The 23,854-nt window shown below is 48.0% G+C and carries 16 protein-coding genes and 1 pseudogene; 15 read left to right on the forward strand and 2 right to left on the reverse strand.

Translation table 11 applies throughout. From position 1 onward, the window contains the following. The first annotated feature begins 13 nt into the window (after positions 1 to 13). From AC0LWT_RS14965 to AC0LWT_RS14975, 3 genes are read left to right on the forward strand one after another with little or no spacing between them, the layout of a single operon-like run. The gene (locus AC0LWT_RS14965; protein ID WP_474682060.1) at positions 14 to 1,552 is read left to right on the forward strand and encodes a response regulator transcription factor; all 1,539 of its coding nucleotides are present in this window, start codon (positions 14 to 16) and stop codon (positions 1,550 to 1,552) included. A 24-nt stretch (positions 1,553 to 1,576) separates the two neighbouring features. After that, positions 1,577 to 3,403, forward strand: coding sequence for a sensor histidine kinase (locus AC0LWT_RS14970; protein WP_474682061.1), 1,827 nt, complete (start codon positions 1,577 to 1,579; stop codon positions 3,401 to 3,403). Beyond that, on the forward strand, positions 3,396 to 4,910 hold the full coding sequence (locus AC0LWT_RS14975) for a response regulator transcription factor (protein ID WP_474682062.1): 1,515 nt from the start codon (positions 3,396 to 3,398) through the stop codon (positions 4,908 to 4,910). The genes AC0LWT_RS14970 and AC0LWT_RS14975 overlap by 8 nt, the downstream gene beginning before the upstream one ends. A 570-nt stretch (positions 4,911 to 5,480) precedes the next feature. On the opposite strand, the gene AC0LWT_RS14980 is transcribed toward AC0LWT_RS14975, so the two are convergent. Next, positions 5,481 to 6,977 (reverse strand): alpha-L-fucosidase, encoded by a 1,497-nt coding sequence (locus AC0LWT_RS14980; RefSeq protein WP_474682063.1) that lies wholly within the window; start codon positions 6,975 to 6,977, stop codon positions 5,481 to 5,483. Positions 6,978 to 7,103: 126 nt separating this feature from the next. On the opposite strand from AC0LWT_RS14980, the gene AC0LWT_RS14985 reads away from it, so the two are divergent. The 7 genes and pseudogenes from AC0LWT_RS14985 to AC0LWT_RS15015 form a co-directional block, all read left to right on the forward strand. Continuing rightward, entirely contained in the window at positions 7,104 to 7,955 is an 852-nt protein-coding gene (locus tag AC0LWT_RS14985) for an AraC family transcriptional regulator (RefSeq protein ID WP_474682064.1), read from the forward strand. Positions 7,956 to 8,257: 302 nt separating this feature from the next. Continuing rightward, entirely contained in the window at positions 8,258 to 10,012 is a 1,755-nt protein-coding gene (locus tag AC0LWT_RS14990) for a cache domain-containing sensor histidine kinase (RefSeq protein ID WP_474682270.1), read from the forward strand. Further along, positions 10,009 to 11,175: a response regulator gene (locus AC0LWT_RS14995; protein WP_474682065.1), complete on the forward strand. Its 1,167-nt coding sequence runs from the start codon at positions 10,009 to 10,011 to the stop codon at positions 11,173 to 11,175. Before AC0LWT_RS14990 ends, AC0LWT_RS14995 begins: the two co-directional genes overlap by 4 nt. A gap of 151 nt (positions 11,176 to 11,326) precedes the next feature. Continuing rightward, positions 11,327 to 12,649 carry an ABC transporter substrate-binding protein gene (locus AC0LWT_RS15000; RefSeq protein ID WP_474682066.1) on the forward strand — a complete coding sequence of 441 codons (1,323 nt, stop codon included), beginning with the start codon at positions 11,327 to 11,329 and terminating at the stop codon, positions 12,647 to 12,649. Between the two features lie 56 nt (positions 12,650 to 12,705). Continuing rightward, a complete protein-coding gene (locus AC0LWT_RS15005; RefSeq protein WP_474682067.1) occupies positions 12,706 to 13,581 on the forward strand; it encodes a carbohydrate ABC transporter permease in 876 nt (291 codons plus the stop codon). Positions 13,582 to 13,595: 14 nt separating this feature from the next. Further along, positions 13,596 to 14,417: a carbohydrate ABC transporter permease gene (locus AC0LWT_RS15010; RefSeq protein WP_474682068.1), complete on the forward strand. Its 822-nt coding sequence runs from the start codon at positions 13,596 to 13,598 to the stop codon at positions 14,415 to 14,417. Positions 14,418 to 15,193: 776 nt separating this feature from the next. Continuing rightward, positions 15,194 to 15,519 (forward strand): annotated as a pseudogene (locus AC0LWT_RS15015) (AraC family transcriptional regulator); the annotation flags it as partial. Positions 15,520 to 15,664: 145 nt separating this feature from the next. On the opposite strand, the gene AC0LWT_RS15020 reads toward AC0LWT_RS15015, so the two are convergent. Continuing rightward, positions 15,665 to 15,979, reverse strand: coding sequence for a hypothetical protein (locus tag AC0LWT_RS15020; protein WP_474682069.1), 315 nt, complete (start codon positions 15,977 to 15,979; stop codon positions 15,665 to 15,667). Positions 15,980 to 16,237: 258 nt separating this feature from the next. Here AC0LWT_RS15020 and AC0LWT_RS15025 point away from each other — a divergent pair, with 258 nt between their 5' ends. The 5 genes from AC0LWT_RS15025 to AC0LWT_RS15045 all read left to right on the forward strand — a co-directional run bounded on the left by AC0LWT_RS15025 (position 16,238) and on the right by AC0LWT_RS15045 (position 23,812). Further along, positions 16,238 to 17,977: an ABC transporter ATP-binding protein gene (locus AC0LWT_RS15025; RefSeq protein WP_474682070.1), complete on the forward strand. Its 1,740-nt coding sequence runs from the start codon at positions 16,238 to 16,240 to the stop codon at positions 17,975 to 17,977. Continuing rightward, a complete protein-coding gene (locus AC0LWT_RS15030) occupies positions 17,964 to 19,784 on the forward strand; it encodes an ABC transporter ATP-binding protein (RefSeq protein ID WP_474682071.1) in 1,821 nt (606 codons plus the stop codon). The genes AC0LWT_RS15025 and AC0LWT_RS15030 overlap by 14 nt, the downstream gene beginning before the upstream one ends. Before the next feature lie 389 nt (positions 19,785 to 20,173). Beyond that, entirely contained in the window at positions 20,174 to 21,907 is a 1,734-nt protein-coding gene (locus AC0LWT_RS15035) for an extracellular solute-binding protein (protein ID WP_474682072.1), read from the forward strand. A gap of 67 nt (positions 21,908 to 21,974) precedes the next feature. After that, positions 21,975 to 22,877, forward strand: coding sequence for an ABC transporter permease (locus AC0LWT_RS15040; protein ID WP_474682073.1), 903 nt, complete (start codon positions 21,975 to 21,977; stop codon positions 22,875 to 22,877). 14 nt (positions 22,878 to 22,891) lie between these two features. Continuing rightward, on the forward strand, positions 22,892 to 23,812 hold the full coding sequence (locus AC0LWT_RS15045; RefSeq protein WP_474682074.1) for a carbohydrate ABC transporter permease: 921 nt from the start codon (positions 22,892 to 22,894) through the stop codon (positions 23,810 to 23,812). The last annotated feature ends 42 nt before the right edge of the window (positions 23,813 to 23,854 follow it).

Here is a 23,854-nt window from a genome sequence, read left to right on the forward strand (position 1 = left end):
CAGGTGAAATCGTATGCTAAAAGTGCTATTTGCCGATGATGAGCCGATCATGTTAGAGGGGCTGCGTTTTCTGATGGACTGGAACAAACTGGGATTCGAAGTGTGCGGAGAAGCCCTGGACGGGGAGGATGCCCTGCAGCTCATGGAAGAGTGCCGCCCCCACCTGGTGATTACCGATATCCGGATGCCTGTCATTGACGGTCTGGAACTGATAGAAAGGGCTTACGCTAGCTTCCCCCGTACAAGATTCATCGTATTAAGCGGCTATGCGGATTTCGAGTACGCCAAGAAGGCAATGAAATTCGGCGTTTCCAATTATTTAACGAAGCCCTTGAACGAGACGGAGCTGGAAAACGCTGTGCTTGAAGCAGCGGAGAACATCCGGATGGAGGATGCTCGATATCAATTGCGCCGATCCGCTATGGAACGCATCCGGTCGGAAACGGTTTCGCAGCTTCTCTTAGGAGATGGCAGGCAGGAGTGGTTAGAACAAGCCAGGAGCCTCCTTAGGCTTCATGACGAATCGAGAATCCGGTGCATCCAACTGATCGGCATCGAAGATGAAGCCGGAGAGCAGAAACGGCTCAACCTGTTCCAGCATCTGCTTGAAGCGGCGGAATTGGCGGCCATTGAAGAGATTGCCGTGCATCCATTTAAACTGGGCAAAGACCGGTTCGGCTTTGTTCTGGCGGCGGACCGGAAGGGACCGGCCCTGCTGCCCTCGCTGGTGAACCGGTTCATCCGGTACATCCGTCATACATGCGGGGAGCAGTATTCCTTTTCTGTCAGCAGTGAGGTCCGGGGGGCCGCATCCCTGAATAAGGCGTACAGGGAGACGCTTGTAGCGGAGCTGTGCAAATTTTCCTCCGATCTGACGGGCGTTTATTATTATCAGGATAGAACGCAGGAGGAGAGTTTCCGGATCCCGGAGGAAATCAAGGATTCGTTGCTTCAGGCCATTGTTTGCGGCAACCCGGATGCCGTGCGGGCTCACGCTCGTGATCTTTTTTCAAGCTTAACGGCGCGGAAAGCATTGGAAGCTTGGGTGGAGGCAAGCCTGTCGGCGATCAAGCTGGACATTCTTCAAGCGCTGATCCAACAGGGAGCCGATTCGGAGAGTTGGACCCGGAGATGGTTCGCGGCCCCGCTGCGGCTGGACCCGGGAGGAATGGAAATCCGGGTACTGAAGGATTTCCTGGATGCGGCCGAATGGGTGGCAAGTGAGAAGGGCCCGCGCGTCGATGGTGTCGTATCCACAGCTGCGGGATTCATCAAGCAGCATTATCACGAGAAGCTGCAGCTCCAATATGTAGCCGAGCAACTTCATATGAATCCGGCTTACCTGGGCCAGCGGTTCAAGAAGCAGTTTGGTATGGCGTTCAACGAATACCTGCACACGGTCCGCATCGAAGAGGCAAAAAAGCTGCTTCGCCGGGCTGAATTCAAAATAGCCGATATCGCCTTGAGGGTGGGGTATTCGGATTCGGACCAGTTTGTTGCGAAATTCAAAGCCTTGACCGGTATGATACCTTCCTCATACAAGAAAGGCTAAGACATACCCGACAGGAGACCGACTATGAAGCGGAAATGGAAGCCTTTCAGCCATATCGTCAACGACATTCCGTTAAGATACAAGTTTCTGTTCATCTATCTTTTGTGCGTCCTGCTTCCCATCATGTGTATCAATTCGCTGTTTTACATTCAGAACAGCCGGAACACGGAAGCCCGTGAGCGGGAGAATCTGCAAATATCTTTGGACCGGGCAGGCTACGAGCTGGTGCAGATGGTGAACGAATGCATCTCGATAAGCAACACTGTAGCGGCTGACCGGGCCTTCAACGAACCATTGGAAACCTCCTATGCCGACTTGTCGGCATATTACGAAAAATATGACAGCTACCTGCGCGATAGGCTCCGCCAATATACGAACCAGTACCCGTACATCTCCCGGCTGGGCGTGTACACCTCGAACCCGACGATTGATAGCGGAGGGAGCTATTTTATCCTGAAGGACAGCGATAAACAAAGTGAGTGGTACCGGAAGCTGACCGCTACGAAGGATAAGGTGATCGTTACCTCGTATCTGGATATCAACCCGATGAATCCGCAACAGAAGATGGTGTATGTCAGCGTCATCCGCAAATTGAATAATTTCCCGGATCTAATGAATTACACCAAGTATATGCGGATTGACCTGCAGCTCGACAAGTTGCAGGAGCTATTCAACAAGGAGCGGAGCTACTTGCAGTTCAAGCTGTTGGATGCAGATAAACGGATCGTTCTCGATTCGAACCGTTCCTACATTGCCGAGGATAACCTTCTGTCTCCCATCTCGGCAGACCATCTTGATTCGTCGGGCGGCAATGCGGCAGGTAACTTCATCAGTCCATTGGGAACGGCCAGCTATTTGAGCGGCTGGGAATTGATAGGGATTCCGGAAAGATCCCGAGTGCTCAAGGAACAGAATGCGGTATTGAAGTTCGGCATCGCGTTGGCCTTGATCAGCACGGTGATTCCGACGGTACTCGTCTTTATTATTCTGCATTCCTACAACCTGCGGGTCAGACGGCTCTCCAAACATATGCAGATGGTTAAAAACGAGCGCTTCGAACCCATCAACATGTACGAAGGCCGGGACGAGATTGGAGGTCTTCTTCGAAGCTTCAATCTTATGACGGAAAAAATCCGGAATCTGATCAACGACGTCTACAAGCTAGAACTCCAGAAGAAGGACTTGGAGCTGGAACGGGTGCGGGCGGAGCTTAATATGCTGCAAAGCCAAGTGGATCCGCACTTCCTGTTCAACACGCTCAACGCCATTCTGGTCGTATGCAAGAAGCACCGGTATGAGCATGTGACGGAAACTATCCGCAACCTGTCCCAAATATTAAGAAGGCTGCTTAGCTGGAAGGATGACCTAGTGACGATTGAAGAGGAAATCACCTTTATCGAGATGTATCTGCAGATTGAAAAGTTTCGGTTTCAAGACCGTTTTGAATATGAAATGGACATCGATCCGGGGGTCCTCTCCTGCCGGATTCCCAAGATGAGTATCCAATTCTTGGTGGAGAACTCCTGCAAGCACGGGCTTCAATCGGTGAAAGGGGACCGGAGAATCTGCATCTCGGCCGGGTTGGATGAGCGCCATCTGGTCATGAAGGTCAAGGATAACGGAATCGGTATGGACACCGCCAAGCTGAATGGGATATTCCAAAATTTATATATAGAGGAAACAACAGAGAAAAACATTGGACTGCGGAACGTATACAAACGGCTGAATCTTTATTACAACGACAGATCCTTGTTTACAATAGACAGTAAGGAAAATGAACAGACAACCGTTACGATCCGTGTTCCTCTGAATCTGATTCTGCCTCAGGAGGAGCTGGAAGAGAATGTATAAAGTGCTGTTTGCCGATGACGAGCCGATCGCATTGGAAGGCATCCGGCTAATGGCCGAATGGGAGGAGCTGGGGTTCGAGATATGCGGCATGTGCGCCAACGGGGAAGAAGCTTTGGCGGTTGCAGAGGACTGTAAGCCCGATCTGATCATTACGGATATCCGGATGCCGGTGATCGACGGCTTGGAACTGATCGACCGGATTCGGGGGCTGTCGGAAAACTACTACCCGATCTTCATCATCATGAGCGGGTACGGCGACTTCGAATATGCCAGATCCGCATTGCGGTACGGAGTGCGCCATTATTTGCTCAAGCCGGTCATGGATAAAGAATGGGAAATGATCTTGAAAGATATCATGCAGGAGCTTGCGGTTCGTGCACAGGAGCATAGCAGGCAGGAGCTGGAGTCGTACAGACTCCTGCCGGCGGTGCTTGCCCCCATTCTCCGAGGAGAGATGCAGGAGCCGGATGAGAGCGTATCCGGACAAATCGGAGAGCTGGACCGACAAGCCAAAGCATGGAGATACATTCTGATCGAGGGGTTGAAGGGAGAGAATCTGGAATGCTGCGCGGCATACTCCAGCCCGCCCCGAGTGATGTTTATCGACCTTATGCCCGGCCAGGCCGGTTTGGTGGCAGACGATGCCCTGGATGTCATTGCTTTGGCCCGAAAGGTCTCTGACGGGCTACGGCAGCAAGGAATGGAAATCTGCGTTTCGGTCGGGCCGTCCGTGCCTTCACTTCTAGATTTGACGGTATCCTATTCGGGGGCGAAGGAGGTGTCTGTCCACCACTTTTTCCATGATGATGAAGGTCTCGTCGTTTATGAATCCGCAGCCCGTTTCGAGGTCAGCTACGATCTTCAGGCCATGGCGACAGCGGAGGAGCTGTTTGCCGCAGCGGAGCGGCTTCAGGAGCAGGAGGCGGCAGACATCATGAAGCGTTTATTCGCCTCATTCCAACAGCATAAGACTGCGCCGGAAGTGGTGCGGATGCTTAGCATGGATGTGGTTTTGAAGAGCACGGAGGTGCTGCGGGAGCTGGGGGCGTCGACAGCTGACATGTGGCCGAGGTTCCTCGATCTGCTCCAAAATGGGCCGAAATCGCTGACGGGCTTGGAACACTCCATGCGGGGTTATCTGGACGAATATATGAACCGGTTGAGGAAGCAGAAGGAATTCAACTCTGGACACCCCCTTCATGGGATTGAACGTTACATTCAGGAGAATTACAAGAAGCCGCTTACGATCAAGGAGATCGGGGAACGGTTTTATATGAATCCTGTGTACCTGGGTCAGGCATTCATGAAGAAAAACGGCGTGGGCATCACTGAATATATACATGACCTGCGTATTGAAGAGTCCAAGAAAATGCTTACGGAATCAGACGCTACGATCCGTTCCATCGCGGAGGAGGTCGGATACGTGCATTATCATCATTTTCTGAGAGAGTTCGAGAAGCGGGTTTCCGAGAAGCCGATCGTGTACAGGCAGACGGGTAAATCCTAAAGAATGGGGGGGGAGAACCTTATCATAATGAGGGAGACGGCCTGTAAGAACGGGACATCTAAAGGAGGCTTGCCAAACTATGAACAAGGAAATACCGGCCTTGCACGGGGCTTTCAAAGGATTATTCAGAATCGGCGCCGCCGTTAGTACGCTGATGCCGAAGCCAGCGTTTTGGAGCCTCATCGGGGCTTAATCACGTTTGTGCCTGAGCTGCTGGAGCAGAGCTGCGAGCTCGTGACTGTTAGCCGGCTTTTGGAATTAAGTAAGACGGAGCAGTAAACGTCACGCCGATGGATCAAAGGGGGATCCAATCTACCTTTGAAGAACTCGGCTATTTATTGCTTTTCCTGAGTTTTTACCAGAATCTAACTTGAATTGCATAGGTCATGAATGAAAGCCGAGAAAAATAAACCGCTCCGAAGAGCGGTTTATTTTTCTCGGAGTGAGGGTTGCCCTCTTTTGTCATCTAAGTTTGAAGAAGCAAAATCACAGGTGATATGAAGTGAGTGGTCTTTCTACCCGGAGTTGGCTACCCGATTAATGGGCAGCCTCTTACCGATTGTCGAATACTTACGGCTTGAGTTCGATCGCCAGGCAGTTGACGTACGGCGTCGGCTGCCGGTCCGGCAGCGAAACGATGAGCGCTCCGTACGGCTGTTCGAACGGTACTTCGCCCACGCCAAGCAGCCGAACGGATGCCACTTTGTCTGCCGGCGTCAACGCACGAATGACGGCACGATGATCTTCCGGCCACCGCATCTGGAATGCGTAAAGCGTATTTCCCTTTTGGGTGAAACGGAAGTCGCCGGAGTTCCATTCCACCCTGTCCTCCTTGAAATGATCAATGACCACGCGGGAATGTCCTTCGCCCGATACGCGGAACGGCCGGGTGCCGTACACGCCTTCCCCGCATATCCGGATCCATTTGGCCATCTCCTGCAGGATATACGTGCACTCGTCATCAATCGTACCGTCCGGCTTCTGCGGAATATTGAGGAGCAGATTGCCGTTCTTGGCGATGATGTCGACCAGAATTTCAATGACATGCCCTGGTTTCTTATAGACCGTTTTCACATTATAGAACCAATCCCCGACACACGTATCGGTCTGCCACGGGTCAGGCCTGATGTCCGGCGACTGGCTGCGTTCAATGTCGAGGATGCCGATGCGGTAAACGTCCTGCCTGCGGTCCTTCTGGTTATAGACTGCGCGATTCACGCCGCCATAGGCCGCAGCGCTCGTATTGTACAGATGCGCGACCGCATTCAGTCCGGCTGCGAACGACGGGTCATCCAAGGAGGCGTCCCTTTGATCCCAGGCGCTAGCGAACGGCAGTCCGCCATCGGAGTACAGCAGATCCGGCTGGTACAGATCGATGACTTCCTTGATGATGTCGAACCAGCGCTGATGCCACCAAGGATTGATTGTATACCATGGCGTCGGTTCCATTTGCAGGTTGTCCGGTTGATAATGCTCGCGGTTCGGCAAATACAAATCCTCGTACTCGGGATCGTTTCCGTCATAAGGGATGCCCGCATAAGGGCCCTCCTTATCCTGTCCTTTATTGAAATGAAACCAGCTGAACGTCGCTCCCAGATGCTCGGTCAGCCCGAAAGGCAGTCCCCGGCGGGAAGCGGCGGCTTTCCACAGCGCAACGATATCTTTCTTCGGTCCCATGTTGACCGAATTAAAGCGGTGGATTTTCGAGTCGTAGTTGAAAAAGTTGTCGTGGTGCATCGCCTGTGCGACGAAATATTTGGCACCGGCAGCTACGTACAAGTCCATCAGCGATTCCGGATCGAATTTCTCCGCTTTCCACAGCTGTACGATATCTTTGTAGCCGAATGTTGACGGATGTCCGTAATGGCGGATATGGTACCGGTATTGCTCGGAACCTTCGTAATACATGTTCCTGGCGTACCAGTCCCCGTACATTGGCACCGATTGTGCGCCCCAGTGCGACCATATGCCGAGCTTAGCATCCCGGAACCATTCCGGGCACTCGAATTTCCTGAGCGATTCAAATGTGGGTTCGAAAGGACCCTTGGCGATGTGCGCCTTAACCATGCGGATCAGGCCTCCTATTTTTTTGTTACAGCCTTATCCTAGCAGTATTGTGGTATACTCATGAATATAGAATCCTAACTTCTTGTTGTATAAAATTATCTATCTTTCCATAATCGGTGATTACCCATGGACAATGCCCAACAACAACTGATCCGGCTTTATCTCGATAACCTTCAGGTTCACGTAACCGCAATGGGACATAACCAGGTTTGGTCCGACTGGCGGGATCTCGATTACACGCCGGACTATAACAAATTTTATTTGATTTGCGATGGCGAAGGCTGGTTGAAAATCGGCGATACGGAGTATACGCCTAAACCGGGGCAGTGGTACCTGATGCCGCAAGGAGTGAAGCAATCTTACTCCTATACGGACGGCCCGCGCTTTACGAAATATTGGTGCCATTTTACGGCCAAGGTCGGGGAAAACAACCTGTTCAATCTGCTAAAAATACCCGTATTTCTCGAACCGGGGATGGACGGCGAACCGAAGCAGCTGTTCCGAGAGCTGCTTTCCTGCGAATCCCGTACGTCCCTATCCGCTCCCCTGCTGATTAAAGCGGCCATGCTGAAGTTGATTGCATATTATGTTGAGCATGCAGCTTCCGACGTGGCAGGCGTCGAACTCGCTGCAGTGTCCGAACCCCTTCAAGGTGTCATCGAGCATATCCAACTAAACTATCATCGAAACTTGACGATCGACGAGTTGGCGGAACGCGCCCATCTGCATCCCAACTATTTTATCCGCGTGTTCAAAAGGCGTTTCGGCACATCTCCGATTCAATACGTTAACAGAAAAAGGATAGAAGAAGCGAAGTGGCTATTGACCTCCACGGACCTCATGCTGGCGGAAATCGGCGCTAAAGTTGGCATTCCCGACATCTCCTATCTATCCAAATTATTCAAATCATCCACAGGTTTATCTCCGACTGCGTATCGATTGACTCATCATCCGAATCCGTCTAATTCGACAATATGAACGAAGATATGGAAGGGCAAAAGCCCTTTCTTTTTTTGTGCTCCGAATCGGTATGATCGCGAAAAAAGTCGGCTCCCCGCAAGACGAATATCCTCTTTCAACCGCTCGCGAAGTTTTTGGGGGTAAGGGCGCCTTTTTACGCTCCAACGAACAATTTCTTCAAACATTTCCCCCCCCATGGTACAATAGTGTTGAGATGAGGGCAGCAAGCCGCCTATAATCGCATAGAAATCGTAGAATGTTCTGACATCGTTCAAGCAGGAGTGATTATATCGGTTCGGGAGTGGCGCAGCTTGAAAAACATGTCCATTTTGACGCAATTAATTTTCGCATTCAGTGTGATTATGCTCGCTTTAACCTTGGTTGTCAGCTTTTTTTCCTATCAAAAGTCTTCGGAAATTCTCTATCAGAAATCCACCCAGTTTTTGCTATATTCCATCAATCAAATGAAAGAGCGTATGGACAATACATTAGAAGAATACGATGAATTTTCCAAACAACTTGCTTATAGTCCGGCGGTTTTGGACTACTTGACCCAGATCCACATGAAAATACCCCCCAAGATTCCGAAATACGAGTTGGAGAAAGAGATCGCGCGGCAGAGCCAGACATTTGCCCGTGGCATCATCGTTCAAATTTTGGATGAGAACGAGAATGCTTATACGGCTTTCAATGGGTTCGACTTGGCGTGGAAGAATATAAACGAACTGAAAAGTATGGCCTGGTATCCCCACGTCGCTCAAGCGGAGGGAAGCGTGGTTTGGGCGGGAGGCGAGATGAAAAATACGATTCTTGTTCCGGCCGTAATTGGCAGTCGTATCGTTAATAGTTGGACCGATTTGAAGCCTATTGGGCAAATTCTCGTTACTATCCCTGCTACCGTCATTGAAAACATCAGTCAGGACAAGCAACTGGCGGAGATTGAAAATATTCGGATTGTCGATCGCTACCATCGTATCGTTTATTCCAAACAGAAGTCGGAGATAGGTCAAACGATAGCCGCCGGGGAACAGAGACTTCTCCGACTTCAAGACGCGTCGATCATGACGGAAACGATTGAGGAAGAAGACCGATTTATTATCAAAGCCAACTCGTCGTACAGCCAGTTTACCATACTATCCTACGTCAACAAGCATACGTTGGAACGTGAAATGAAGCAGATGCAATACCGCATCATTACGATTGGATTGATCGCTTTGGCGGGGGCGATACTTTTTGTATTGCTTTTCTCCTGGTCTTTATCCCGGCCACTAAGATTATTAACGCAGAGCTTTCAGAAAATCAGACGAGGTATCCTGCTACCGATTCACGGTCAGTATGCAAATCGGGAAGTAATCACACTGATTCATGGTTTTAACAAAATGGTCGGCGACTTAAACAAGGCGGTAAAAGATTTGGCCGACAAACAGATCAGCGAGGAACAGGCGCAGTTAATTGCACTGAGGGCGCAGTTTCAGCCGCATTTTATGTACAACACGCTGAATACGATCTTCTGGATGCTGTATAACAAGGGCGAGGAACAGACGGCGGAGATGGTGCATTCGTTAAGCGAAATGCTACGATATACGATACAACCCGGTTCGGATTTAGTTCCGTTAAAGGAAGATTTGAAGCAGCTGCAGCGTTATATTACCCTGCAGACTTATCGTTTCGAAGATAAGCTTCAAGTCGATTTGCAAGTGGAAGATGAGATTTTGGATGTCCGCGTCATACGTCTGCTCTTTCAGCCTCTGGTAGAAAATGCGATTATCCATGGGCTGGAACCAATGGATCGAAGTCCAGGACTGATTCGTATCCTGGTGTTTCGCGATGGCGGAGATCTTGTGTTATCTGTCGAGGATAACGGGGTCGGTGTGAGCGAGAACCAATACAGAGACTTGCTGGGGCATCGGGGTTCCCCCAATGATTCCCACACACGTTTGGGCTTGATCAATTTAAATCAAAGAATAAAGCTGATTTATAGGTTGGACAGGGGTATTGAACTGTCCAAAAGCGAATTGGGCGGGTTAAAAGTCACTGTGCGAATTCCTGTTATGGAAGCGGGCGAACGAAGATGATGATTTTGGTGGTTGACGACGAGCGGTTACCCAGAACCTCACTGGCCGGGATGATCAGATCCATCGATCCGAAGCATGTTGTAATGGAAGCCGAGAACACGAACGAAGCTTTGGAATTGTTCACCCTTCATCCCATTGATCTCGTGATCTCGGACATTCGGATGCCGGGCAGAGGCGGATTGGATTTGGTCAAAGAGATCAGGGAGATGAACGAAGAGGCGAATGTCGTGCTGCTATCCGGGTATGCCGATTTTGAATACGCTATAACCGGTATCCGCTTGCGCATATTTGAATACGTTACGAAGCCTGTAAGCAAGCAGCAAGTGACGGAGTTGCTCCGCAAGGTGGAGGATAGGCTCGTGGAGAGGAAATCGAAAAACATGCTGAACCGGTTGCGCGACAAAAATATGCTCGAGAAGCGGATACGCGATTGGTGCCACAACATCCCTATCCCCTATTACGACGAAATGCTCCTGCCGGATTACAGCGAGATCGCTTTGTTTCATATATATGCTTCAAACCTTGTAGAAATGGACCACCGGATACGGTTTTTCTTGAAAAATATTTTCGAAGAAATGTTGTCGGAGATTGGTATTCCGGTGTTTGTTGACGAAATTCGTCAAGTCACGTTAGTGTTCTTCTCCCAAAATGTCCCCGAAGAGTCGTTACTGTTCAAAATCAGGGAAAGTCAGCAGACGGTCGAGCGGCTCATCCGGCAAAATCTGTCCATGGGTTGGGGAGGCATCATCGCCGATTTGGCTGCAATCCCCCGGCTGTATCAGCAAAGTATGGTGACTTTAGGAGCCGAATCGTTGTCCGATTGTCCGATTGTGGAGGCGAGCCATTATTTGGTCAAGAAAGCGATTGAACTCATCCAGCAGCATTATGCAGAGGACATTTCGCTTCTGACGCTTGGAGAGCAGCTTCACGTCAATCCGAATTATTTGGGCCGGTTGTTCAAGAAAGAAATCGACATGAATTTCACCGATTATTTGGTGCGCATCAGAATGGACCAAGCGAAGCGACTGCTTAAGCAAACTACGCTGAAAATATACGAGATCGCGCATGAGGTCGGATACGAAGACAACGCGTATTTCAGCAGATTATTCAAAGCATTGCATGCAATGACGCCGAATGAATACCGCAACTTCGACAAGTCATAACGGCGTAAGGCCCTTTTTCGAGAAACGGAGAAGGGTCGTTTTTTGTCGTTTTAATCCAAGAAAAGTATGTTTGTTCACGTTTCGGAAAAGGTTCAGTCCATTTTATAATTTAGGAGTAATCTATCCAAATACAGAAGGGTTGGTACAGAAGATGAGAACGTTGGCAAATGTGCTGATATCGGTCATTCTCGCAGGATCCATGGTAGCGCTTTCCGCTTGCAGCAACAGCACTGGCGGTAACAAATCGGATCAACAAGACGGCAAACCGGACAAGGTATCCATTCGCATTATGACCAGATGGGCGGATAATACGCCGGGTCCCGTCGCATTCAGAGACCGCATCAAGCAGTTTCAGAAGGAAAACCCGAATATCGAAGTCCTGGATGAGTCGATAACCGACGAATCCGCTTATATGACTAAATTCAAAACGGGTATCGCTTCCGGGGATCTTCCGGCCATCAGCCAGACATGGGGCGGTGAAGCCTTCAAGATTTATGCGGATAACGGAACATTTCTCGACTTATCCGGTGCAATGAATGATGACAAGGGATGGTCGGATCAGCTTCTGCCATTGTTCGAGAACTGGCAGTTTAAGGGCAAAGAAGGCGTCTATGGCATTCCGGCTGAATTTTTCGCTGTAGGCATCTTCTATAACAAAGAGATTTTTAAGAAACTCAATTTACAGCCGCCGCAGACGCTGGAGGAGCTGTTGGAACAGGCGCCAAAGCTGCAAGCGGCTGGATACATCCCAATGGCGTTGGGAGCCAAAGATACATGGCGGGGAGGACACTTCTTTAACAACTTGGTGATGAAGCAGTTCGGTCCGCAAAAAATCGATGATTTGGCCACACGCAAAGCACATTATGATGACCCTGACATGGTTTCCTTATTCAAACTCATCTCGGACTTTAATCAGGCAGGGGTTTTCGGCGACAACGCGGTGAGCGTGGATATGAATCAGGAGAAAGCGTTGTTCCTAAGCGGCCGTTCGGCGATGCATATGGACGGCAGTTGGTTCATCGGCGAGGCTTCTAGCAGTGAAATCAAGGATAAGATCGGCTTTGTTCCGTTTCCTTATTTTAAGGATAAGCCGGAGAATAAAGACAATTGGATGGGCGGCGCCGGCGGCGGTTTCTCCGTTTACGGCAAGCTTAAGGACAAAGAGAAGGGAGCGGCCATCAAACTGTTGAAGTACCTGACATCCGTCGACTATTTCCGGAAACAGGAGGAAGTAAATCAAGGCGGCGTTTACCCAGTTAAAATGTCGCCGAATCCGAATGTGAACAATCCGATCTCCTCGGATTTCGTGAACGCAATCAAGAACGCAAAGGTTTACAAAAATGACGTTCCTTCCTATGATAAACTGCCGCAGTTGCTCGATCGCGTGAGAAATTCAATTCAAGGCTTGTTCGTTAAGAATCCGCCGGAGAAAGTGGCCAAAGAAATTGCCGATGAAATTAAGAAAAGCAATTAACGAAGGGAGTTCAACCGGCAACCTTGTCGGTTGAACCCCTCAATGGAGGACTTCACATGTTTGCACATCGAGCAAAATGGATCGGAATCGGCTTCGTTTTCCCGGCATTGATTCTGTATACCTTACTCCTAATTTATCCCGCCTTCTTTGCTGTTTACATGTCGTTTTTCAATTGGAATCTCATTGCAGAATCAACCATGGAGTTTGTCGGGTTCCATCACTATATGCAGATGCTGGAAGATGCCACATTCTGGAGATCATTGACAAACGCTTGCTGGTTCATTCTAGGCTCATTTCTAGTCCTCATGCCAATCGCGTTCGCTCTGGCCTTGGTTGTGACGGGTGATCGGAAATTCAAGCGGTTTTTCAAGACGGCATTTTTTATGCCGGTCGTTCTTCCGATTACTGCAGTTGGGTTGATGTGGACTTTTATTTTGAACCCTAACTTTGGTGCATTGAACGCTTTGCTCGAAAGCATGGGCTTGGGCTGGTTGGCACACGATTGGCTTGGCGATCCGGATCGTTCCATTTTTACAGTTGTCCTCGTAAACGCGTGGGTGTTCGCCGGGTTAAATATGGTTATCTTTGCAGCAGGTCTCGTTTCCATCCCCAAGGACATTTACCAAGCGGCCGAAATCGATGGTGCAAGCCGTTCTCAACAGATTGCGCTGATCACAATTCCGATGATGAAGGAAACGTTTAAAATTTTTTCGATTCTTGCGATTACCGGCTCTCTCAAGGTGTTCGACATCGTCTATGTCATGACGGGCGGGGGCCCGAATCAGAAGACCGAAGTGCCTGCATCGCTTCTCTTCAACGAAGCCTTCAGATACAACAATTTTGGCTTAGGAAACAGCATCGGGACGTTTATTCTGGTAGCTGGTCTGACGATCAGCCTTATCCTGAATCGCTTCGCCAAACAAGATGCGTAGGAAACGAGGAAACGATGAGAACGAAAAATATCGCAATTTATCTATTCGCAGTTGTATGGGCCGCAATTACGCTATATCCCTTATATTTTACGCTGATTTCCTCTGTGAAGACGAATAATGAAATCTTCGGCATGTCCGCTTTCAAGCTGCCGACCGAATACCATTTCGAGTATTACGTCCGTGTTTTTGTCGAAGCAGGTTTAGGCAAAGCGCTCTTCAATTCATTCTTTATTTCATCTATGAGCACCTTTTTGGTCGTCCTGCTGGCATCGATGGCATCCTTTTACTTGGCCAAAGGGAATGGAAAGCTGCCCGGCTTACTTTACATGTATTTGATCGTAGGCATTATGGTGCCCTTCCATTCGACACTAATACCTTTGGTTAAATTGGTGGCGTTGGTGAACGGGTACAACAGTTACTTGACGATTATTGTCATATATTCGACATTTCATATCCCGTTTGCGGTTTTTCTGATTACCGGGTATATCAGAGGCTTGAACAAGGAAATCGATGAATCCGCTTTGGTGGACGGATGTGGTCCGGTGCGTTATCTATTTTCTTTCGTAATCCCGATTTGCATGCCGATTATTTCCACCACTGCGATTCTGACGTTTTTATTCACTTACAATGAATTGATTTTCGCTGTCTTGTTCTTAACCAAAAAAGAAATGTATACCATCTCGCTCTCCATGCTTTCTTTTGTGGGTGAGAGAAGTGTCGAAATGGGCCCGATTTTTGCCGCCATTGTCATTGCCATCTTGCCGATGATCGCAGTCTACTTGCTGATGCAGGAAAAAGTGATAGGCGGGCTAAGCAGCGGGGCTGTAAAGGGATGAATACGATCGGTTATACGTCGTCTTAGTTCATGAAAAAACGCAGAAAAGTCAGCGGCACAGATAATTAATAGTCCCTCCCCCTCGCGAACCTTTTTTCGCCGTCATGGATCTAGGTGTATAGATATCCGCATGCAGAGGAGCTCGCCGTCCGGCGGATCTGGTTCCCGAGTTCATTGGGGCAGATGTGCTAAGGGGGAGGTCTGATAACCGAGGTACCAGACTTAAACTAGGCCCTTCCTACAGTTCATCGGAAAGCGGAAAGCGTTACGTCCTATCGACCGTTTGAAGGAAATGATTATGCGGGATGGGAATCTGGTCATAAGTACATGTAACAGAGCGGATTTCCGGATACCAACATATAATCAATACGGGGCAGTCCCAAAAGTCATCGATGACAGAGGGAATGCCTCTTTTTTGTGTAATATCATTGTGCCAGAATGCATCCCGATTCATCACATGTCATCATTCGAAAAATTCTATTGATCGACATATAGATTGTACAAATGCGCAGGCCATAATGCTGTTGATTGACGCCGCTTACAGCAACAACGGAGTTGTTCCGTCCGCGACAAGATGTATAATGAATAAATCGAAAGTCTAATGAAGAGCCGGTGAATCGTCATGAGCATCATTCAGCGAATCAGTTTGTCGCGATGGTTCCGCAACCAGCGCATTCGAACGAAAATATTCGCGGTATACATTCCCTTGATTCTAGTCCCTCTCCTCATTCTGGGCTACACCTCCAAGGTTATCTACTCGGAGGCGATCATCGAGAAGACTCGCCGGAAGCGTTTGCACGGGCGTTTAAGAATCTTCATGGGATAATGCCGATATCTGCGCGTGATAAAGGCGTTTCTCTAAAAGCCTATCCACGAATGTCCTTTCATATTTCAATAAAAGGAGATATCGAAATGAATTACCGAATTGAACAAAAAAGGTCTGAGATGTTTGGAGTTTTTGGTCTTGTAAATTCGGGCAGGAAAACAGCATTTTCTGAAGTTCCTGAATTCCGTAAAAAAATGTGATGATGATGGCAGTGTTGTTCTTATGAACGAATTGCTGGGACGCTTTAGCAACACCGTATTGCACGTATGATCAAGCCTGAGAATCCTTCAAATACATGATATGTTATCATTTACCAAAGGGGCTTGAAGTTATTTGACCGAGCAAAATCTCGACAACTTTGTCATTCGAATTGCGGTAGGCATCGCCAAGAACGGTTAGCGCTGCCGTTTGATTCAGTTTCTTCAATCAAGGCTGATGCCTTGTTCCGGCTCCTGAATTTGGATCTGAACCCGAACCAGATAATGCTCGGGTTCAGATAACACCACCTCGTCAAGGATACAATCCTCGTAAGCGTTCCCTTCTATAATCAGCTGATTGCTCTCGATATACTCAAATATTTGCGGGTAAATTTTGTCCGTTTCCCCATAATTCGCTCTGGCATAGCACACCAATTCCATAGTCTGGTATTTGATTTCCTCCTTCTTCTGGCGAAGCAATTCGAGCGTGCTGGAGGCAGTTCGATTTTCTAGATGTGTTTTGATTTTATCCAGAGGCATGCCAAGCTCTTTAAGCGCTTGTCGGCAACAAGAGCAGGCTTAAATAGACCGATGCGATCATAAAAAATGAGCGTTTTCCGAGCAACTTCGGATAGGCTCGCAAATGAGCTGATCGAAAGAAATTCTGATGGATGCATATTTCCCACCGGACCGGATTGACTGTATAGTTACTATACAGTATATAATACCATTTGTTACTCCGAGTATTCAACGAATATGCGCGCTAATTAGCCCCAAATCTATAAAAGGAGATCACTTATGTTAAAACGATTGTTGAAAAGCGTCAGAGAATATAAAAAAGAGACGCTGCTTACCCCGTTGTTTTTGCTGGGAGAGGTGGTGATGGAAGTATTGATTCCGTTATTCATGGCTCGGCTGATCGATCAAGGAATTAGCGGCGGGAACATGAGCATGATCGGGAAATTTGGCCTGATCCTAGTGCTGTTTGCTCTTACATCCCTTTTGTTCGGGGCGCTTGCAGGCAGATATTCTGCAATTGCAATGGCCGGGTTTGGCAAAAACCTGCGTTTTGATCTGTTTCGGAATGTTCAGCGATTGTCCTACTCCAGCCTCGATAAATTTTCCACCGCCAGCATTGTGACACGTCTTACAACGGATATTACGCATGTTCAGAATGCGTTTATGATGATTATTCGGATGGCTTTCCACAGCCCGGTCATGATGATTTTTGCAACGGTGATGACCTTCCAGATCAGCCCTTCCATTGCGATGCTGTTTTTGGTTGCAGTACCACTCTTGGCTATTGGCATGTATCTGATTATGAGATATTCATTTCCTGTTTTTGAACGGGCGTTTGATCAATATGATGAAATGAACAAGGTGGTACAGGAAAACGTAAGAGGCATTCGTGTCGTCAAGTCGTATGTTCGAGAAGAGAAGGAAGTTTCCAAATTCAGAAAGGTTTCAGAACGAATTTTCACGGAAATGGTTAAAGCGGAACGGATACTGGCTCTTGAAATGCCCTTGATGCAAATCGTTCTCTACAGCGTTATGCTTCTGGTTTCATGGATTGGCGCCAAGCTGGTGGTAGGCGGAACAATGACGACGGGCGAATTGACGAGCGTTTTGGCCTACTCGCTGCAAATTTTGATGAGTCTTATGACCTTGGGCATTATATTGGTTGTCATTGCCATTGCTCGCGCTTCAGCGGTGAGAATTGATGCATTGCTGCAGGAGGAACCGGAAATTAAAAGCCCGGCCTCCCCAGTTATGGATGTTGCTTCCGGAGAAGTTGAATTCCGCAATGTTTCCTTCCGCTATTCCAGCAATGCCGAGAAATTTGCCTTATCTGGCGTCAATCTTCATATTCGTTCCGGACAGACCATAGGCATCATTGGCGGGACTGGCAGCGCCAAAACATCGCTTGTGCAACTAATTCCACGCCTTTACGATGTAAGCGAGGGAGAAGTGCTCGTAGGAGGAACCAACGTCAAAAGCTTTGATATTTATGCTTTGCGCAATCAGGTGGCGATGGTTCTGCAAAAAAATGTTCTGTTTGAAGGCACCATTAAAGAAAATTTGCGCTGGGGCAATGAAAACGCCAGTGATGAGGAGCTTATAGAAGCTTGTAAAGCAGCACAGGCCCATGACTTTATCTCCGCTTTCCCCGACGGATACGATACCCGGATCGATCAGGGGGGAACCAATGTTTCCGGCGGTCAAAAGCAGCGCTTGTGTATAGCAAGAGCATTGCTCAAGAAGCCCCAAATTCTGATTCTGGATGATTCAACAAGCGCTGTGGATACCAAAACGGATGCATTAATCCGCAGAATGTTTAAGGAAAACATCCCGAATACGACAAAAATCATTATTGCACAGCGTATATCTTCCGTGGAGGAAGCAGACCAGATTATTGTCATGGACGGCGGTAAAATTACAGACATTGGCTCACATGATGATCTGCTGGTCAGAAGCACCATTTATCAGGAAGTCTGGCACTTGCAAACGAAAGGAGGAAAGCAGCATGCCGAGTACTAACAACTATTGGAAAACCAGTATACGCCTGCTGGCTTACTTTAAACATTACAAACTATTGTCCGGGCTGATCTTGCTCTTTGTGCTGCTGGGCTCTGCCGTATCTGTCGTAACTGCTGTTTTTTTGCGCGTGCTGATTGATGATTTTATTGTGCCGCTGCTCGCAGACCAAAATCCGCTCTTTAACAGCCTGCTGCACGCATTAATCTTGCTCGGCGTCATCTACATGGTCGGCGTAATAAGCACCTTTGTCTATAAGCGGATAATGATAACAATCTCGCAAAAAATAATGAGGAATATTCGGGACGATCTGTTTAGCCAAATGCAGAAGCTTCCGTTGAAATATTTTGATCGGAAAGCGCATGGCGATATTATGAGTCATTATTCCAACGATGTCGATACGCTGAGCATGATGCTTGCAGACGCATTGCCGCAGCTGCTATCTTCAACGGTTACAATTATAGTCGTGTTCTTCTCCATGCTCTATATGGATATTCCGCTTACGCTTCTCGTTTTACTTGGCGTTGCGCTCATGCTATGGATAACGAAGATCGTAGGCAAGAAAGCGACCGGATATTTCTTCCAGCAGCAGGAATCGATAGGAAAAGTAGAAGGCTATATTGAGGAGATTATTAATGGTCAGAAGGTGGTTCAAGTATTTTGCCGCGAAGAAAAGGCCATTGAGCACTTCTCAAAAATAAATAATGAGCTGTTCAATCACGCTTCAACCGCCAACACATATTCCAATATTTTGATGCCGATCACGGCCAATATTGCCACCTTGATTTATGTACTCGTTGCAATTTTAGGCGGGGCTTTGGCCATTTCTGGCTGGGATCCCGGCCTGACTTTAGGCAGCATTGCGGCATTTCTTGGTCTTTCCAGAAACTTTACCATGCCCATTTCAGAAATGTCCTCTCAAATCAGTATGTTTGTCGTCTCACTGGCAGGAGCCCAGCGGATTTTCAACTTGATGGATGAAATGCCTGAAGTCGACGAAGGCAGCGTTACGTTGGAAAAGCATAAGGATGAAAGCGGCTGGTATTGGAAGCTGGAGGATGGCTCACACCTGCCTTTAAAAGGAAAGGTTGAATTAAAACAGGTGTCCTTTTCCTACGATGGCAAGAAGCAGGTTTTGCATGACGTTACACTTTACGCCAATCCGGGACAGAAGCTTGCGTTCGTCGGAGCCACAGGAGCAGGGAAAACAACGATAGCCAACCTGCTGAACCGCTTTTATGATATTGAAGAGGGAGAAATTATTTATGACGGCATTAATATCAAGCGGATTCGCAAGGCTGATCTACGCCGTTCGTTAGGTATTGTTCTGCAGGATACACATCTGTTCACAGGAACAGTTGCTGACAATATCCGATACGGACGTCTCGACGCCACCGATGAAGAAGTCAGGGAGGCGGCCAGACTGTCTTATGCAGACAGCTTTATTGAGCGTTTGCCAGACGGCTATAACACCTGGATCGAAGGAAATGGAGGCGATCTTTCGCAGGGACAGACCCAGTTGCTTGCCATTGCCCGCGCTGCAATTGCCAATCCTCCGGTTATGATTCTAGATGAAGCAACCTCCTCCATAGATACGAGAACAGAAGGAATTGTCCAGATGGGTATGGATAATCTGATGAAAGGACGAACTGTGTTTATAATAGCTCACCGCCTATCCACAGTGCGACATTCAAATGCGATTATGGTGTTGGATAAAGGGCAAATTTTTGAACGCGGAGATCATGAGCAGCTTATCATGCACGGAGGAATCTATTATCAATTATATACCGGGGCTTTTGAACTGGAATAAACAAAGGATACTTCAGGAAATTGTTCGGCTTCTTTTCGATGAGACGCAGGCTTATACATTTCTCGCTATTCTTCAGGCATATGCCGCCGTAACGGTAGAGAATTGAGTAGCAGTTGAGGATGGATGGTGCGATTCTGCGAGTCGCCGCGACAGTACTTTAATCAAATACGCTTTAAGACGGAAGCACAGTCCATTCGCATATGTGAATGAACTGTGTTTTTTGTCTTAAGGATTTCGAAAAAGGATAACGCTTTCATTTTGTCAACGATGGGTAAGCAAAGTAAAGAGATGTACATTGTTTGCCTGCTGGTCCAATCCTATAATAAATGCATACACAACGTCATTGTGTAGAGGTCAAAATAAATAAATTCAATGAATGGGGGAAGGACATGGAAGCGAAAAAACACAAATCGAAGGCATTACTAGTATCCATCATATCGATTGCTGCTTTATTAACGGCGTGCAGCGGGCAGAACAATTCAACAGGTACCGGGCAGGGCAAGGGTTCTAACGTTGAGTCGGGGAATGCAGCGGGTAATGAGGCGAAGGGAGCAAATGAAGATCCGTTAGGGAAATACGATCCGCCGATTGAATTGTCTTTCATCCGGAATCTCAGTGACGTTGTAGAAAACAACGTGCTGGGCGTGCTGAAGGGCGAAACGTTCGAAGACAACCGCTGGACCCGCTTATACAACGATCAACTGGGCATCAAAATCAAAAATAAATGGATTGTCAAAGGAAGCGATACTTCAGAGCAATATTTGCAGAAATTGAATGTAACTCTGGCTTCAGGCGATTTGCCTGACGTTATTGCAGTGAATGCGACTCAATTGAAGCAATTGGCCGACTCCGGCCAGATTGAAGATATGACGGCCTTATATCAGAAATACGCCTCTCCGTTACTCAAAGAGGTCTCGTCACAGGAGGGTTCAAGTCCGTTCGACGCCGCTACGATTGACGGCAAACTGATGGCGGTCCCGCAGGTTGAATCTTCGATCGAACGCGCCATGTTTATCTGGATTCGTACGGACTGGTTAAAGAAGCTGGAACTTCAGCCTCCGAAAACGCTGGCTGATGTGCGGGCGATTTCCAAAGCATTCGCAGAAAAGGATCCGGACGGCAACGGTAAAAAGGATACATACGGCCTTGGCTTGACCAAAGATTTGTGGGGAGGGGCCATGGGGTTGGAAGGGTTTATGGCCGGCTATAAAGCTTATCCGAATTTGTGGAAGACAGACGCTTCCGGCAAATTAGTTTTTGGCGGTATTCAGCCCGAAGTAAAGAAAGCGCTTCAAGATTTGCAGAGTATGTTTAAGAACGGGGAACTGGATCAGGAATTCGGCATTAAAGACGGGGGCAAGGTATCCGAGCAGATCACTGCCGGAAAGATCGGAATGGAATATGGCGAACAATGGAATTCCATCTGGCCGCTTCAGTTGAACCGGAACAATGACCCGAATGCGCAGTGGCGTGCATTTCCAATTGTTTCGGAATCCGGCGAAACGCCTAAAGTGCCTTTAAAATTCAGTACGACAAGGTTTTTTGCAGTTAAAAAGGGAGTTAAGCATCCCGAAGCGGTTATCAAAATGTTCAATCTCCATCTGGAGAAGAACTTTGGCAAGACAGGGGAGTTTGACAAATATTATGCACCGCCTGAAGCGGAAAGCGTATGGCAGTTATCCCCTGTGACGCCTTCGCCGCTAAAGAAAAACGTGGAGGCGTTTAGAGCCATTGACGCAGCCCGCAAAGCCGGCGACTTCTCGACGTTGAAGGGGGAGCCCAAAACGATACAGGGGAAATTAGATGCTTATAATTCAGGGTCTAAGGACGGGTTTGCGCTGTGGGGCTGGGAGCGAATTTACGGTCCGGAAGGTTCCGAGGGAGTTGTTGACCAGTACGATAAAAACGACCAGTTCCTCATGGATAAGTTCGTTGGCGCGCCTACTCCTACTATGGTGGAGCGCAAATCTACTCTGGAAAAGTTGCAGAATGAGACGTATACGAAAATCATTATGGGCGCATCCGTTGATGAATTCGATAAGTTCGTGCAAGATTGGACCAAGCTGGGCGGAGAACAAATAACAAAAGAAGTAAACGATTGGTATGCTTCAAAGAAGAAGTAGTAACAGGCAGGGGTTGGAAGTGCCTTCCTTCCTCTGCTTATTTTGCTTCATATGACGGAGGATGGATATGATAACAAGGAAACGGTTAAATGAGCTTCCCCTGCATCTGATGATATTGCCGGGATTGCTGCTTATTGTCTTATTCTCATATGTCCCCATGGGCGGGATTATCATTGCCTTTCAAAAGTTTATCCCGGCGAAGGGCCTCTTTGGCGATCAGCGGTGGATTGGGTTGGACAATTTCAGGTACGTATGGAATTTGCCGAGTTTTAAACAGGTTCTTTGGAATACCCTCTTTATTTCGGGTCTTAAGCTTATTCTCGGTCTGATCGTACCGATTGTCTGCGCTGTTCTTCTCAATGAATTGAAGAATGAAGTCATAAAAAGAAGCGTTCAGACAACGATCTATTTGCCCTATTTTCTCTCTTGGGTCGTTCTTAGCGGGATCCTGATCGATATTCTGTCTCCGTCGAACGGTATCGTGAACGGGATGCTGGGCGCTCTAGGCATGAAAAAAATATTTTTTCTTGGGGACAATCATTGGTTCCCGTTTACGCTGATATTTTCCGATGTATGGAAGAATTTTGGATACGGGACAATCGTTTATTTGGCGGCCATTACCGGCATTGATCCGGGACTCTATGAATCTGCAACCATAGACGGCGCCAATCGCTGGAACAAAATATGGCATATCACCCTTCCAGGCATGCGCATGGTTATCGTTCTCTTATGCGTTCTAAGCCTGGGACAACTGTTCAATGCGGGGTTTGATCAAGTATTCAATTTGTATAGTCCTCAAGTATATCAAAGCGGCGATATTCTGGATACGTTCGTTTATCGGATCGGTTTGTTAGATGCTCAATACGGCGTGGCAACTGCTGTCGGACTTTTCAAATCGGTCGTATCGCTCATACTGATATCCGGCTCGTACTTTGCCGCCTATCGATTTGCGAATTATAGAATTTTCTAGAAGGAGGGAAACCTGTGGCACATCTATCGGCCAAACTTGTTTCGGATAAGGGGATCAGGGTATCCCGCAAGCGTATCGATTGGTTTTCTGTTGTGAATACTTCCTTTCTCATCTTGATATCCTTCATATGTGTGCTTCCGTTAATCCATATTATCGCCGTTTCGTTCAGCTCAAGCACTGCGGCGTCGGCAGGCTATGTGAAGCTGTGGCCGGTTGATTTCACCTTGGCTTCCTATGCATATACGGCGAGCCGGGAAGCATTCTGGCAATCCATGCTGGTTTCGTTGGAACGTATTGCGATCGGAACGCCGTTAAACCTATTATTAACTATACTGGTCGCTTACCCTTTAGCCAAAGAATCGGGCTCGTTTCGTTTTCGCAACATCTATGCATGGATCTTTTTTATTCCCATGCTTTTTTACGGCGGCTTGATCCCTTGGTATACGACAATCAAGCAGTACAATCTGCTTGACACGATCTGGGCGCTTGTTCTGCCGGGCGCGGTTCCTGTATTCAGTATCGTGCTGCTGCTTAATTTTTTTCGCGAAGTGCCCAAAGAGCTTGCGGAGGCTGCTACCATTGACGGAGCAGGCCACTGGATAACGCTATGGAAAATTTATGTGCCGATATCCATGCCCGCGCTCGCAACACTCGCCTTGTTTTCGATGGTGGAGCATTGGAACAGTTGGTTTGACGGCCTGCTGCTGATGGGGGACCCGCACCATTACCCGCTGCAAAGCTACATCCAGACGATTGTTATCCAACAAAATTTATCGAATATGTCCCGCGACGAAGCGTTGAATTTGGCTCTGATATCGGACAGGACGCTGAAATCTTCGCAAATTTTCCTGGGTTCACTTCCGATTATTATGGCGTACCCATTTCTGCAAAAGTACTTTGTAAAAGGGATTGTTTTGGGAAGCGTGAAGGGTTGACAGCCGAAAGGTACCCCGAGGGCGATTTGTAATCCTTTATGC

This window comes from Paenibacillus sp. sgz302164, from assembly GCF_056120505.1.